The 12,421-nt window shown below is 70.0% G+C and carries 13 protein-coding genes and 1 pseudogene; 6 read left to right on the top strand and 8 right to left on the bottom strand.

The window, feature by feature from the left end; all coding sequences use genetic code 11:
• Nucleotides 1-92 precede the first annotated feature (92 nt).
• Complete coding sequence (locus MKK63_RS23605) at nucleotides 93-764, top strand: SOS response-associated peptidase (RefSeq protein ID WP_244006102.1); 672 nt, start codon at nucleotides 93-95, stop codon at nucleotides 762-764.
• A 27-nt stretch (nucleotides 765-791) separates the two neighbouring features.
• Here the strand turns inward: MKK63_RS23605 and MKK63_RS23600 are convergent, their stop codons facing one another.
• Both MKK63_RS23600 and MKK63_RS23595 read right to left on the bottom strand, forming a co-directional pair.
• On the bottom strand, nucleotides 792-1,052 hold the full coding sequence (locus MKK63_RS23600) for a hypothetical protein (RefSeq protein WP_244006100.1): 261 nt from the start codon (nucleotides 1,050-1,052) through the stop codon (nucleotides 792-794).
• Entirely contained in the window at nucleotides 1,052-1,363 is a 312-nt protein-coding gene (locus MKK63_RS23595; protein ID WP_244006097.1) for a hypothetical protein, read from the bottom strand. Before MKK63_RS23595 ends, MKK63_RS23600 begins: the two co-directional genes overlap by 1 nt.
• Before the next feature lie 139 nt (nucleotides 1,364-1,502).
• Here MKK63_RS23595 and MKK63_RS23590 point away from each other — a divergent pair, with 139 nt between their 5' ends.
• A complete protein-coding gene (locus MKK63_RS23590) occupies nucleotides 1,503-1,664 on the top strand; it encodes a hypothetical protein (protein ID WP_244006096.1) in 162 nt (53 codons plus the stop codon).
• Nucleotides 1,665-1,723: 59 nt separating this feature from the next.
• Here the strand turns inward: MKK63_RS23590 and MKK63_RS23585 are convergent, their stop codons facing one another.
• On the bottom strand, nucleotides 1,724-2,878 hold the full coding sequence (locus MKK63_RS23585) for a hypothetical protein (RefSeq protein WP_244006137.1): 1,155 nt from the start codon (nucleotides 2,876-2,878) through the stop codon (nucleotides 1,724-1,726).
• A gap of 392 nt (nucleotides 2,879-3,270) precedes the next feature.
• Here MKK63_RS23585 and MKK63_RS23580 point away from each other — a divergent pair, with 392 nt between their 5' ends.
• From MKK63_RS23580 to der, 3 genes are all read left to right on the top strand, one after another.
• The gene (locus MKK63_RS23580; protein WP_244006095.1) at nucleotides 3,271-3,879 is read left to right on the top strand and encodes an NnrU family protein; all 609 of its coding nucleotides are present in this window, start codon (nucleotides 3,271-3,273) and stop codon (nucleotides 3,877-3,879) included.
• Between the two features lie 248 nt (nucleotides 3,880-4,127).
• Nucleotides 4,128-4,838 (top strand): tetratricopeptide repeat protein, encoded by a 711-nt coding sequence (locus tag MKK63_RS23575; protein ID WP_244006094.1) that lies wholly within the window; start codon nucleotides 4,128-4,130, stop codon nucleotides 4,836-4,838.
• 26 nt (nucleotides 4,839-4,864) lie between these two features.
• Nucleotides 4,865-6,211 carry a ribosome biogenesis GTPase Der gene (gene der / locus MKK63_RS23570; RefSeq protein WP_244006093.1) on the top strand — a complete coding sequence of 449 codons (1,347 nt, stop codon included), beginning with the start codon at nucleotides 4,865-4,867 and terminating at the stop codon, nucleotides 6,209-6,211.
• A 36-nt stretch (nucleotides 6,212-6,247) separates the two neighbouring features.
• Here the strand turns inward: der and MKK63_RS23565 are convergent, their stop codons facing one another.
• From MKK63_RS23565 to MKK63_RS23545, 5 genes and pseudogenes are all read right to left on the bottom strand, one after another.
• Nucleotides 6,248-7,366, bottom strand: a complete 1,119-nt coding sequence (locus MKK63_RS23565; protein WP_244006134.1) for a carboxylate-amine ligase — start codon at nucleotides 7,364-7,366, stop codon at nucleotides 6,248-6,250.
• A gap of 66 nt (nucleotides 7,367-7,432) precedes the next feature.
• Nucleotides 7,433-7,834: pseudogene (locus MKK63_RS23560) on the bottom strand (dihydrofolate reductase); the annotation flags it as partial.
• 63 nt (nucleotides 7,835-7,897) lie between these two features.
• Complete coding sequence (locus tag MKK63_RS23555; RefSeq protein ID WP_244006092.1) at nucleotides 7,898-8,647, bottom strand: SDR family NAD(P)-dependent oxidoreductase; 750 nt, start codon at nucleotides 8,645-8,647, stop codon at nucleotides 7,898-7,900.
• Between the two features lie 143 nt (nucleotides 8,648-8,790).
• The gene (gene purF / locus MKK63_RS23550; RefSeq protein ID WP_244006090.1) at nucleotides 8,791-10,275 is read right to left on the bottom strand and encodes an amidophosphoribosyltransferase; all 1,485 of its coding nucleotides are present in this window, start codon (nucleotides 10,273-10,275) and stop codon (nucleotides 8,791-8,793) included.
• A gap of 131 nt (nucleotides 10,276-10,406) precedes the next feature.
• Nucleotides 10,407-11,015, bottom strand: coding sequence for a CvpA family protein (locus MKK63_RS23545; RefSeq protein ID WP_243919107.1), 609 nt, complete (start codon nucleotides 11,013-11,015; stop codon nucleotides 10,407-10,409).
• Between the two features lie 278 nt (nucleotides 11,016-11,293).
• Between MKK63_RS23545 and alr the strand changes: the two genes are divergently transcribed.
• Nucleotides 11,294-12,388, top strand: a complete 1,095-nt coding sequence (gene alr / locus MKK63_RS23540; RefSeq protein WP_244006087.1) for an alanine racemase — start codon at nucleotides 11,294-11,296, stop codon at nucleotides 12,386-12,388.
• The last annotated feature ends 33 nt before the right edge of the window (nucleotides 12,389-12,421 follow it).

Raw genomic sequence — 12,421 nt, 5'->3', positions numbered from 1 at the left:
GGCCGCACAACCGCCGGTGTTGACGGTCCCGCGCCCCGCGCCGAGAAGGCGCGGGGTCCCGAAGGCAGGACCGGGGATGGGCGGGACGGGCGATGTGCAACCTCTACAGCCTGCGCACCGGCCAGGCGGACCTGCGCCGCGCCTTCGGGATCGCGGACGACCGCACCGGCAACCTGCCGCTCCTGCCGGCGATCTTCCCCGACCAGATGGCCCCGGTGGTGCGCAACGGCGCGGACAGCCGGGAGCTCGCGCTACTGCGCTGGGGCATGCCGGGCCCGAAGGCGTTCGGCGAGCAGCCGATCACCAACGTGCGCAACGTCGCGAGCCCGCACTGGCGACCCTGGCTCGGGCCGGCCCATCGCTGCCTCGTGCCGGCCACCGCCTTCAGCGAATACGCCAACACCAAGCCGCGCAAGACACCGGTCTGGTTCGCCCTGGCGGAGGACAGGCCGCTCTTCGCCTTCGCGGGGATCTGGCGCCCCTGGACCGGCATCCGCGGGACGAAGCGCGAAAACCCGGACCGCGCGGAGGCCGAGCACACGCTGTTCGCCTTCCTGACCACCGAGGCCAATGGAATCGTCGGACCGGTCCACCCGAAGGCGATGCCGGTCCTTCTGACCAGTCCCGAGGAATGGGCGACCTGGCTCGAAGCACCGACCGCGGAGGCGCTGCGCCTCCAGCGCCCGCTGCCCGATTCGGCACTGCGGGAGGTGGCGCGCGGACCGCGCGCGGACGGGCCCGAACCGGATGCGGACGGGACCTGAACCGCGGAAAGCCCGGCCCGATCGTGGCTACTGAACCGGGCCGCCGTCCCGCGCCTGAAGCAGGCGGATGGCTTCGCCCAGAACCGCGTGCAGATCCGCCGCGCCCTGCGGACTGAGGGGCAGGCCGATCCGCTGGCCGTGGATCGTATCGAGCACGACCATGGCGAGCTCCTCGCCGATCAGCAGGTTGGGCTGCGGCAGGCAGAGCGGCAGGACGAAATCGCCCTCCGTCTCGCCGAGGACATCCACGGCGTCCGAGGGGCGGAAAGGAGGCTTCGCATCAATCATCAGGGCTCTCCCCCACGATCCCGGTCGGGCAGGCGCAGCGACCGGACCGTCAAAGTGTCGATCTCCAGCGATCCGACCGCAAGCGCCCCCACGCGGGCGCGGCCGACCGAGAGGCGGCCGATCGCGAAGGCCCCGATCGCCACCGCCCCGAAGGCAGCGGCTCCGAGCGCCAGCGCGCCCAGCGCCGAGGCGCCGACCGCCCCGGCCCCGACCGCCCCGGCCCCGACGGCGCCGGACCCGAGCAGAGCCGCATCCCGGGCGGGCGGCGCGACCCCGCGCACCCGCGTCCGTTCACGCGTCTCCCGGGGCATCCTCGATGCGCTCATACGAGCCCCTTTCACGGCTGGTTGGAGAGTTCGTATAGCCGACGTTAACCTGGTTTTCACGCCGTCCGGCCGAGGCTGGAGCCTCTTCGACCGCGCACCCGCCCGGCTCGAGAGGAGGCCGCCCGTGTCGCACCTGCTCCAGCCCTTGGCGATTTTCGCCTGCGGTTGCCTGCTGATCCACGCGGGCCGCGCCTATGCCCGCGCCACCACGGTCATGCTCTCGGCCACCGCCCTGACGCTGAGCGTGACGTTGGGCGCCGTGCTCTGCCAGCGGATCGGTCAGTAGAGCCGCGTCCGGTAGCCCTCGGCGATCGCGGCCTGGGCTTCCGAGACGGTCGCTGTCTGTCAGGGCCAGACCCGGATCGCCACCGGGCGGCGCAGCAGGTCCCGGTCGGAGGTGATGCTGCAGCCCTTCGTCCGCAGGCTGGCATAGGTCAGGAGCGCCGTGTCGCCGACATCGTCGAAGTTGCGGCCCTTGGCGTCCGGATCGAGAAGCGACGGGTAGGCGATCAGCGGTGCGGTCGCCGTGCAGGGATCGTCGTAGAGGGTCGCGCCCTCGACGAGCAGGCGGGGCTGGTCCCAGGCGATCAGGTCGCGGGAGCTGGTCCAGTAGAAGCCGGAACGCGCGAACCCCTCCCCCGCCTTGGCCATGAACACCGCGATCCAGGCGCCCGAGCCGCGGTGCCGGACCACGGCCCCGACGGGCCCCGGGAACGGACCGACCGGCCGGCAGGTGGCGGGCTTCGGAGCGGGGCTTCCGTAGGGATCCGGGAAGGCGGCGGTGAAGCCAGTGCCGGTCCAGGCCCGCCAGCGGGTCGGGTCGGCGGGATCGTCGCTGCGGAACAGGCAGAGTCCCGCCTCCTGGTCGCTGCCGGGACGGGTCCAGCCGGTGGTCGAGGCCATGAAATAGCGCCAGCGTCCGTCGGCGACGATGTTCGACGGGTTGAAGAAGCCGCGGTGACGGCCCTGATCGATCTCCTGCCGGAACGGGGCGCCGGCCACCACAACGGGCGGGCTCTTCCGCGTGAAGCTGCGTCCCCCGTCTACAGAGGCGGCGGCCGTGATCGTGTTGTACCAGCAGGCCATGTATTCCCCCGCCGGACAGCGGCCGGGATGTTCGTTGGCCTGATACTCGTGGTGCAGCAGCGCGGCCACGCGGGTGCCGTCCTCGGTCCAGGTGGCGGTGATCCACGAACGGTCGTCGTAGGCTGCCGGATCGGATTTCTCGCCCGAATCCAGCACCACCGTGCAGTCGAGCTTGAGGTGGCCGAGGTCTGGGCCGCGTAGCGCCCGGTTGCGGTAATGCAATCCGAAGAGCGCCACAGCGCCCATGGCATCGCGGAAGGCGCGGGCCGGGGCATCCGGGACATCGGTGCCATCGCAGGCATCGCGGCCCGCCTTGAAGACGATCGACGGCGGGCCGACCAGGGTCAGCGCCGAGAGCGGGGGATCGGCTGCGGCGAGGGCTGGGAGGGGTAAGACGGCGCAGAGCAGCGTGATCGCCGCGGACCTGAGACGCGACGCGCCCCCTCTCCCGTGCGGGAGAGGGCTGGGGTGAGGGATGAGAAGTCTCAGGATCGAGCACGCCGTCGACGCGCGTGAATGGCGCGCCGCATCCGGAGCGTCCTTATCCCTCACCCTGTCCCTCTCCCGCACGGGAGAGGGGACCCGCACTCTGTTCTGCAACCGTATCGCCGCCCACGATACGGAGATCCTGAAGTCCTCAAAGGAAGGCGGGAGAGTCCCGCGCCATCCTCCGGCGACACGATCCGGCAGCAAGCCCATGGCAACGATCCGGCTGCGTCCCGGCCGCGCCTGGACAAACAGGCTGAGATTCGCTTGAGAACCCTTACAGAGTGCTTGCACTCGACTGGCCCGTCCAAGAGTCTCCCATGGTTCTCCTGATCCTCGGGCTCGTGCTGTTCCTCGGCACGCATGCCTTCTCGATGGCGCGCACCCGCCGCGCCGCGATCGTCGGCCAGATCGGCGAGGGCCGGTACAAGCTCGGCTACACCGCCCTGTCGCTGCTGGGGCTGGTGCTGATCGGTGTCGGCTTCCACGACTACCGACTCGCCGGCTACATCCCGGTCTGGGATCCGCCGGTCTGGACACGCCACCTCGCGCTGACGCTGGTCTTGCTGGCCTTCATCAGCCTCGCCGCCGCCTATCTGCCGGGCCATATCCGCGCCAAGGCCAAGCACCCGATGCTGCTCGCCGTGAAGATTTGGGCGACGGCGCATCTGCTGGCCAACGGCGATCTCGGCTCGATGTTGCTGTTCGGCGGTTTCCTGGCCTGGGCGGTGACTGCGCGGATCAGCGCCAAGCGCCGGGCGCTGGCCCCCGGCGCGGTCGTGGCTCAGCATGCCGGCCCCGCGGTGGCGCCCCATGGCTGGCGCAACGATATCCTGGCGGTGGTGATCGGCACGGCGGCGTGGTTCGTCTTCGCGCGCTACCTGCACTACCCGGTGATCGGCGTGCCGGTCTGGCCGGGTCAGGCCTGATCGAGGATCTTGGGATTCCCAGGGGCTCGCCCTCGGGCAGGTTTTCAGGGCAGAGCCCTGAAGCTCAGTTGCCCAGGGCTCCGCCCTGGACCCGCGAAAGGTCTCGACCTTTCGAAACCGGGACATCTTCGTGCGCGGCGCGGACGGGCTTCGGGACAGGACCTGTCGCCAACCCGCCGCCCGTGTGTTAGGCGCGGGTCCCAATCGAGGTACAAGGTGGGGCGCCGGCATCGGCGGCCCGGGATAGAATGGCCGAGAACAACGAGTTCCTTCGCGAAGTCAACGAGGATTACCGCCGCGACCGGATCCTCCAGATTTGGAAGCGCTACAGCGGCGTGATCATCGCGCTCGCTGTGCTCCTGGTGGCGGGGGTGGCGGGCTGGCGCTACTGGCAGGCCCAGCAGCGCGCCGCTGCCGAGACGGCCTCGATCCAGTTCGATGAGGCCAACCGCCTCGCCAAGGAGGGCAAGGTCACGGAGGCCGACAAGGCGTTTGACGCCCTGGAGGCGCAGGCTCCGGCGGGCTACCGGCTGTTGGCCCGCTTCCGTGCCGCGGCCGAGACGGGCAAGCACGACGCGGCTGCCGGCGCGGCCGAGTTCGACAAGCTCGCCGACGATACCGGCCTCGGCGACGGTCTGCGTGACCTCGCCCGCCTGCGCGCGGCCCTGCTGCGCCTCGACGGACCGAACCCGGATCCGGCACTCGCCAACCTTCAGGGTCTGGCCGCCGGCACGCCGTTCCGCCACACCGCCCGCGAGATGCTGGGGCTCTCCGCCTTGAAGAAGGGCGACTACGAGGAGGCCGGCCGCTGGTTCGATCAGATCGTGGCCGATCCCGACACCCCGCGGAACTTGCGCGATCGGATCGAGGTCTACGCGGCGATCGTGGCGGGTGGCCCCGTCACGGTGACCGAGGCCAAGCCCGAGCCCGCCGCACCGCCCCCGCCGATCACTCGCTGATTTCTTCGAACTTTTCGAGACCTATCATGGATATGCCGACCGTCGCGATCGTCGGGAGGCCGAACGTCGGCAAGTCGACCCTGTTCAACCGCCTCGTGGGCAAGAAGCTCGCGCTGGTCGACGACCGCCCGGGTGTGACCCGCGACCGGCGTGAGGGCGACGTCACCTTCGGCGGCCTCCAGTTCCGGGTGATCGACACCGCTGGCCTCGAGGAGGCGGACGAGAAGACCCTCACGGGCCGGATGCGGATGCAGACCGAGGCGGCGATCCTGGCCGCCGACGTGGTGCTGTTCGTGATCGACGCCCGTGCCGGCGTGCTTCCGGCCGACCAGCCCTTCGCCGAACTGGTGCGGCGCTCCGGCTGCCCGGTGATCCTGATTGCCAACAAGGCCGAGGGCGGCACCGGTCTCGCCGGGGCCTACGAGGCCTTCACCCTCGGGCTCGGCGACCCGATCCCGTTCTCGGCCGAGCATGGCGAGGGGCTGGGCGAACTGCACGAGGCGCTCACGGGTGCCCTGCCCAAGCGCGATGACGACGAGGAGGACGAGGACGCCCCCGGCGGCCGGTCCCTGAAGGTCGCCATCGTGGGCCGCCCCAATGCCGGCAAGTCCACGCTGATCAACCACATGCTCGGCGAGGAGCGGCTGCTCGTGGGCCCCGAGGCCGGCATCACCCGCGATTCCATCTCACTGGACTGGGAGTGGCGCGGGCGGCGGATCAAGCTGCACGACACGGCCGGGATGCGCCGCCGCGCCCGGATCGACGACAAACTCGAAAAGCTCGCGGTCTCGGACGGGTTGCGTGCCGTGCGCTTCGCCGAGGTGGTGGTGGTGCTGCTCGATGCCACGATCCCGTTCGAGAAGCAGGATCTCACCATCGTCGATCTCGTCGAGAGCGAGGGCCGGGCCGTGGTGATCGGCCTCAACAAGTGGGATCTGGTGGCCGACCAGCCGGGCCTGCTCAAGCAGTTGCGCGAGGATTGCACACGGCTGCTGCCGCAGGTGCGCGGCGTCTCGGTGGTACCGCTCTCCGGGCTGGCCGGCGACGGGATCGATAAGCTGATGCAGGCGGTGGTGGATGCCGCCGAGGTCTGGGACAAGCGGATCTCGACCTCGCGCATCAACGACTGGCTGAGCGAGGCGACCTCGCGCAACCCGCCTCCGGCGGTCTCGGGCCGGCGGATCAAGATCCGCTACGCGACCCAGGTGAAGAGCCGGCCGCCGCATTTCGCGCTGTTCGGCAACCAGCTGAATGCGCTGCCGAAATCCTACACCCGTTACCTCGTGAACGGCCTGCGCGAGGCGTTCGAGCTGCCGGGCACGCCGATCCGCCTGTCGCTCAGGACTTCCCAGAACCCGTTCGACAAGGGGTAACCGGGCTTCCAGGCGACCCGGGGCTCCGCAAGCCCCCTAGCAAACCGCGTCGGTGATCCAGTCCACCGCCGCGGCCAACGCGGCGCGCTCATCCTGTCCCGCCGTGAGGGACGCCTCGTAGGCAGCGATCTGGCCGTCCGCGCTCGTCCCCTCCGCGACGATCGCCCGGGCACGGGCGACATCGGTGACGCAGCCGAGGGCCTCGGCATCCTCCTCCACCAGGGCGAGAACGGCCTCCAGCGCCTCGGCGAACGGCACGGCCTCGCCCCGCGTCTCGTCGATCAGCGTCGCCTGCACGCCGCTGTGCTGGGCACGCCAGAGGTTTTCCGAGGCCAAGGCCCGCGAGACGCTATCGAGCCCGGAATGAAGGTCCGGCCGGCGCACGCACAGGCGCACGAGGCAGCGGAACAGGGCGGCGATGCACAGCGAATCGTCGAGCCGCGTGCACGCATCGGCGATGCGTAGCTCCAGGGTCGGAAACTTGATCGACGGCCGCAGGGACCACCAGAGAAAACTGGCATCCGCGATGGCGCCCGAGCGGGTCATGATATCCACGAACCGCGCATGGGCGGCGGCATCGACAAAGAGTTCGGGCAGGCCGGTGCGGGGCAATTCGCCGAACACGCTGAGCCGGTAGGCCCGCAAGCCCGTCGCCTCACCCTGCCAGAATGGCGAGGAGGCCGAGAGCGCGAGCAGCAGCGGCTGGAACGGGAGCAGCCGGTTCATCAGGTCGACGCGGGCCTCCGGGTCCGCCACCTCGACGTGGACATGCATGCCGCAGATCAGCGCCCGCCGGGCCGCGATGCCGACATCCGACAGGATACCCTGGTAGCGCTCCCCATCGGTGGCGGTCTGGCGCGACCAATGCGCCAGGGGATGGGTGCCGCAGGCGAGGAGCCGCAGGCCGTTCGCCGCCGCGATCCCGGCGAGTTGCCCCCGCTGACCGCCGAGGTTGTCCCGGGCGGCAGCCGCGTCGGTGAGCGGCGGCGTGCAGAGTTCGACCTGGGCGGCGACCAACTCGCGCCCGGTCTCGGGCAGGTCCGCCTTCACCCGCGCGTGGAAGGCCTCCAGGTCGCCGCGCGGCGTGCCGCGGGTCTCGGCATCGGCGAGGAAGTATTCCTCCTCGATGCCGAACCGGTAGCTGTGGGCACTCATCGGGGTCTCCGCAAACGCGACGCGTGCGCCAACGCGCCGGCCCGCGTGAAGGTGCCCCCAACCCGCCCGCAGCGCCCCGCCCACCAGCCAGGCCGGATCGAACCAGCGATCCGCCTCGCCGTCATAGGGCAGGCGCGTGATATCCCAGTTCTGGATGTACTGGGCGTAGACGTTCCACACCGCGATCCCGCCGCCCACGAAGATCCGCCGGCCCGGATAGCGCTTGAGGACCTGCTCGGGGTCCTCGTGGCTGCGGATCACGTCGATGGTGCGGTCCTTGAAGGCGAATTCGGGGACCGAAGCCACGGTCTTCGGCCCGGCGATCAGCACGTGGCCCATGGTCAGCGCAAAGAAGCGCATTACGTCCTCCACGAAGAGCGGATCGGTGTTGCCCTCCCAGGGCAGGTGGCCGTTGAGGCCGAGCTGGCCGCGCAGGCCGATCGCACAGATGCAGCGGACGTCGATCATCGCAAATCCCAAACCCAGCGGACTCTGCCCGCCACTCGCCGGAGCCGCGGGCCCCGGACCCCTCTACGCGGGTGCGCGGAACCGCATCACCCGGTCGGTGGGGAAATCGTAGAGTGCGCCGGTCTCGGCCCAATCCGGGCTGGCGAAGCGCACGAAATGGGGCGCGAGGTCCTCGGGTGTCCGCAGTGTCTCGGGATCCTCGCCGGGCATGGCCGAGCGGCGCATCCCCGTGCGCAGGGGGCCCGGATTGACGAGCATCGCGCGGATGGCTGTGCTCTCGTTCTCGGCGGCGTAAGTGCGCACCAGGGCTTCGAGCGCCGCCTTGGAGACCGAGTATGGCCCCCAGTAGGGCCGGCACTTGGAGGCCGCCCCCGAGGAGACGAAGATCGCCCGCCCGGCCTCCGACATGCGCAGCAGCGGGTCTAGCGAGCGGATCAGGCGCCAATTGGCAGTGACGTTCACGTCCATCACCTGCCCCCAGATCTTCGGGGTGATGTGGCCGATCGGCATGAGCGCGCCGAGGATGCCGGCATTGGCGATCAGGATGTCGAGCCGCTTCCAGCGCTCGTTGATCGCGGCGCCGAGGCGGTCGATCGCCTCGTAATCAGTGAGGTCGAAGGGGACCAGCGTGGCGCTGGAGCCCGCCGCGCGGATCGCGTCGTCCAGTTCCTCCAGGGCGCCGACGGTGCGGGCCACCGCGACGACGTGCGCGCCAGCCCCGGCGAGCGCCAGGGCGGCGGCTCGCCCGATACCGCGGGATGCGCCGGTGACGACCGCAACGCGGCCTTCCAGAGGTCTCTGAGACTCAGCCATGCGCAGGACCTAGCGCATTCCCACCCGAAGGGTCGAGGGACCGGTTTCAAAAGGTCTTCGACCTTTTGCGGGTGCAGGGCAGAGCTCTGCTGGGTTTGGGCGAAGCCCGATCTCGGGGTTCCGCCCTTTGGAAACCCCGACTGTCAGTCCGCCTCGGCGAGCATGGCGAAGCGCTTCGGGCCGGCGATGGAGAGGTCGGTTAGGCCAGTCGGGTACTCGCCCGTGAAGCAATGGTCGGTGTATTGCGGGCAGGCCGCGTTGCGCACCTCCTCGCCCATCGCCCGGTAGAGGCCGGGGATCGACAGGAAGGCCAGCGAATCGGCGCCGATATACTTACGCATGGCCTCAAGATCGTGGGTCGCGGCGAGGAGCTTCTCGCGCTCGGGCGTGTCGATCCCGTAGAAATCCGGGTACGTGATCGGGGGCGAAGCGATTCGGAAATGCACCTCCGCGGCGCCGGCCTCGCGCATCATCCGGACGATCTTCACCGAGGTGGTGCCGCGCACGAGGCTGTCGTCCACCAGCACGATGCTCTTGCCCTCGATCGCCGCGCGGTTGGCCGAGTGCTTCATCCGCACGCCGAGTTCGCGCACCGACTGGGTCGGCTGGATGAAGGTCCGGCCGACATAGTGGTTGCGGATGATCCCCATCTCGAAGGGAAGGCCGGTCTCCTGCGCGAAGCCCAGAGCCGCCGGCACGCCGGAATCGGGAACCGGCACCACGACATCCGCGGGGACCGAAGCCTCGCGGGCGAGTTCCCGGCCAATCGCCTTGCGCACCTCGTAGACGCTCTTGCCGTTCACCACGGAATCCGGCCGGGCGAAGTAGATGTACTCGAAGATGCAAGGCCGCATTGGCACGGCGTCGGCGAAGCGGATCGACTCGACCCCCTCCTCGGAGATCACCACGATCTCGCCGTTCTCGATGTCGCGCACGAACCGGGCGCCGATGATGTCGAGCGCGCAGGTCTCGGAGGCCAGCATGTAACGGCCGTCGAGTTCGCCCAGCACCAGTGGGCGGATGCCCATCGGGTCGCGGGCGCCGATCAGCTTCTTGTTGGTCAGTGCCACGATCGCGTAGGCGCCCTCGATCGCCTGCAGGGCGTCGATGAAGCGCTCGATGATCCGCGGCTTCCGCGAGCGGGCCGCAAGGTGCAGGATCACCTCGGTATCGGAGGTCGACTGCGTGATCGCGCCGTCGCGCACGAGATCGCGGCGGATCGACAGGGCGTTGGTCAGATTGCCGTTATGGGCGACTGCGAGGCCGCCGCTGGCGAGTTCCGCGAAGAGCGGCTGCACGTTGCGCAGGATCGTCCCGCCGGTGGTCGAGTAGCGCACGTGGCCGATGGCGGCGCGGCCCTTCAAGCGGGCGATGGTCTCGCCGTCCGAGAAGGAATCGCCCACAAGGCCGGGGCGCCGCTCGGAATGGAACACCGAGCCGTCGAAGGAGACGATGCCGGCCGCCTCCTGGCCCCGGTGCTGCAGGGCATGCAGCCCGAGCGCCACGATGGCCGAGGCCTCCGGGTGCCCGAAGATGCCGAAGACGCCGCATTCCTCGCGAAGTGTGTCGCCATCGAGATCGAAGTCGGCCTGGGGCGAGGCGGCCTGGGAATGGGCGGCGTGTGACATGCTGCTGTCGATCACTCACAGGTCCCGGCGGCGACGGGCCGGCGCGCCGGTCGTCGCGGATGCAATCCGTATGCGACCGGACCCGCTATCTAGGCGTTCGACGAGGAGCGGCCTACGGCGAATACCGCAGATCAGCGTCGCGTCGGGGTCGGCGCGGTCTCGGTGCGGCGCTGAGGCGCCGGATCGGTCTCGGCGGGGGCGTCGGCCGCCTCGTTCTGCGGCGTGACGGCCTTGGGCTTCTTGAACTGCTTCAGGAAGCCCTCGGGATTCTCGGGCAGCTGCGCCACCAGGGCGTCGCCCGACTTTTCCAGCATCGGGCGCGAACGCGCCTGCGCGGCCCAGTCCGGCACCTTGCCCTGGACCAGCCAGGACAGGAACACCCAGCCGATCACGCAGATCAGGAAGCCGCGGGCCGCCCCGAACAGGAAGCCGAGCGAGCGATCGACCGCGCCGATGCGCGAGTCGAGCACCACGTCGGAAATCTTCACCGTGATGAGCGAGACCACGATCAGCGTGCCGAGGAAGATCGCCGCGATCGAGGCGACCAGCGCCACCGTGTCGCTGCTCACGTGCTGCTTCACGGTGGGAAGCAGCATGGGATAGAGCGTCCAGGCGACCGCGGCCGCCGCCACCCAGGCGACGATCGCCAGCACCTCGCGCGTGACGCCGCGCACGGCCGCCAGCAGCGCGGAAACCGCGACAATGCCGAGCACGACGAGATCCAGGACGGTAAACGGCATCGTTAAGCTTCTAGGGACCCGAGGGGATGCCGCGTCGGCCGTGCGGCTTCCCCGGACCGCGGTGGATTTATACCAAGCCCGGCCTCGGCCGTCACCCTGGCGCACCCGTCTCATCCGGGGCCTGTGCCGTCCATGCATCAGCGGGGGGCTTCGGCCTTGCCCAATCCTGCATGCAAGCCTGCCCACAGGTGGCTCGGCTCCACGCAGAACCCGCCCCGGTGCTATGGGTCCGGCTTGTGCTTCCGGAAACCCGGTGGCGACTGAAGGAGACGGTCTGCGTGGCCGAGGCCAGACCAGCGACGGAGATCGGCGCACACGGCGCCCGGCTGACGATCGACCTCGGGGCGATCGCGGCGAACTGGCGTTCGCTCGCTGCCCGCGGCCCGGGATCCGCCTGCGCCGCCGTGGTGAAGGCGGACGCCTATGGCTGCGGGATCGGCCGTGTCGGGCCGACCCTGTGGACGGCTGAATGCCGGACCTTCTTCGTTGCGCACCTGTCCGAAGGGATCGCGGCCCGCGCCGCCCTGCCGGAGGCGGAGATCTACATCCTGAACGGCCTGCCGCCGGGTGCCGCCGCGGCCTTTGCGGCGCACGGGCTGCGCCCCGTGCTGGGCAGCGTCGAGGAGCTGACGGAATGGGCAGCCCTCTCGGCCGGACGCCTGCCCGCGGCGCTCCACGTCGATACCGGCATGAACCGGCTGGGCCTGCCCGTTCCGGACGCGCTCGATCTCGCGGGTGATACGCGGATCGCCGCGGCCGGGATCGATCTGATTCTCAGTCACTTCGTCAGCGCCGAGAAGCCGGAGGATCTGGTCAACGCCCGGCAGATCGCCGATTTCGCCCGCGTCCGGGCGGCCTATCCCGGGATCCGGGCTTCCCTGGCGAATTCGTCGGGGGTCTTCCTCGATGGTGCCCACCATGACCTCCTGCGGCCGGGCTACGCCCTGTTCGGCGGCAATCCGACGCCGGGATCCGCGAACCCGATGCGCCCGGTGGTGCGGCTGGAGGCGCTGATCGCGCAGGTTCGCGACGTCGAGACGGGTGCAACCGCGGGCTATAACGGCCGCTGGACCGCGCCCCGGCCGAGCCGGCTCGCCACGCTCTCGCTCGGCTATGCCGACGGGTTTCCGCGGGCGATCAGCGGGCGCGGGCAGGCGCTGGTCGGCGGAATTCCCTGCCCGATCCTCGGCCTGGTCTCGATGGACCTGATTATTCTCGACGTCACCGAGGCCCCCGCCGCGAAGCGCGGCGCCGGAGCCGTGTTGATCGGCGACAGCCTCGATATCGACGCGGTCGGCCGCTCCGCCGGCACGATCGGCTACGAGATCCTGACCGGTCTGGGTTCTCGTTATGTTCGAACCTATGTAGACTGAGCCGATTCACCTCCTGGACCGCCGGTTGCCCGG

The sequence above is a fragment of the Methylobacterium sp. J-088 genome (assembly GCF_022829295.1).
GTDB lineage: Bacteria > Pseudomonadota > Alphaproteobacteria > Rhizobiales > Beijerinckiaceae > Methylobacterium.
Note: the sequence above shows the minus strand (reverse complement) of the source record. Positions and strands in the feature narration are given on the sequence as shown.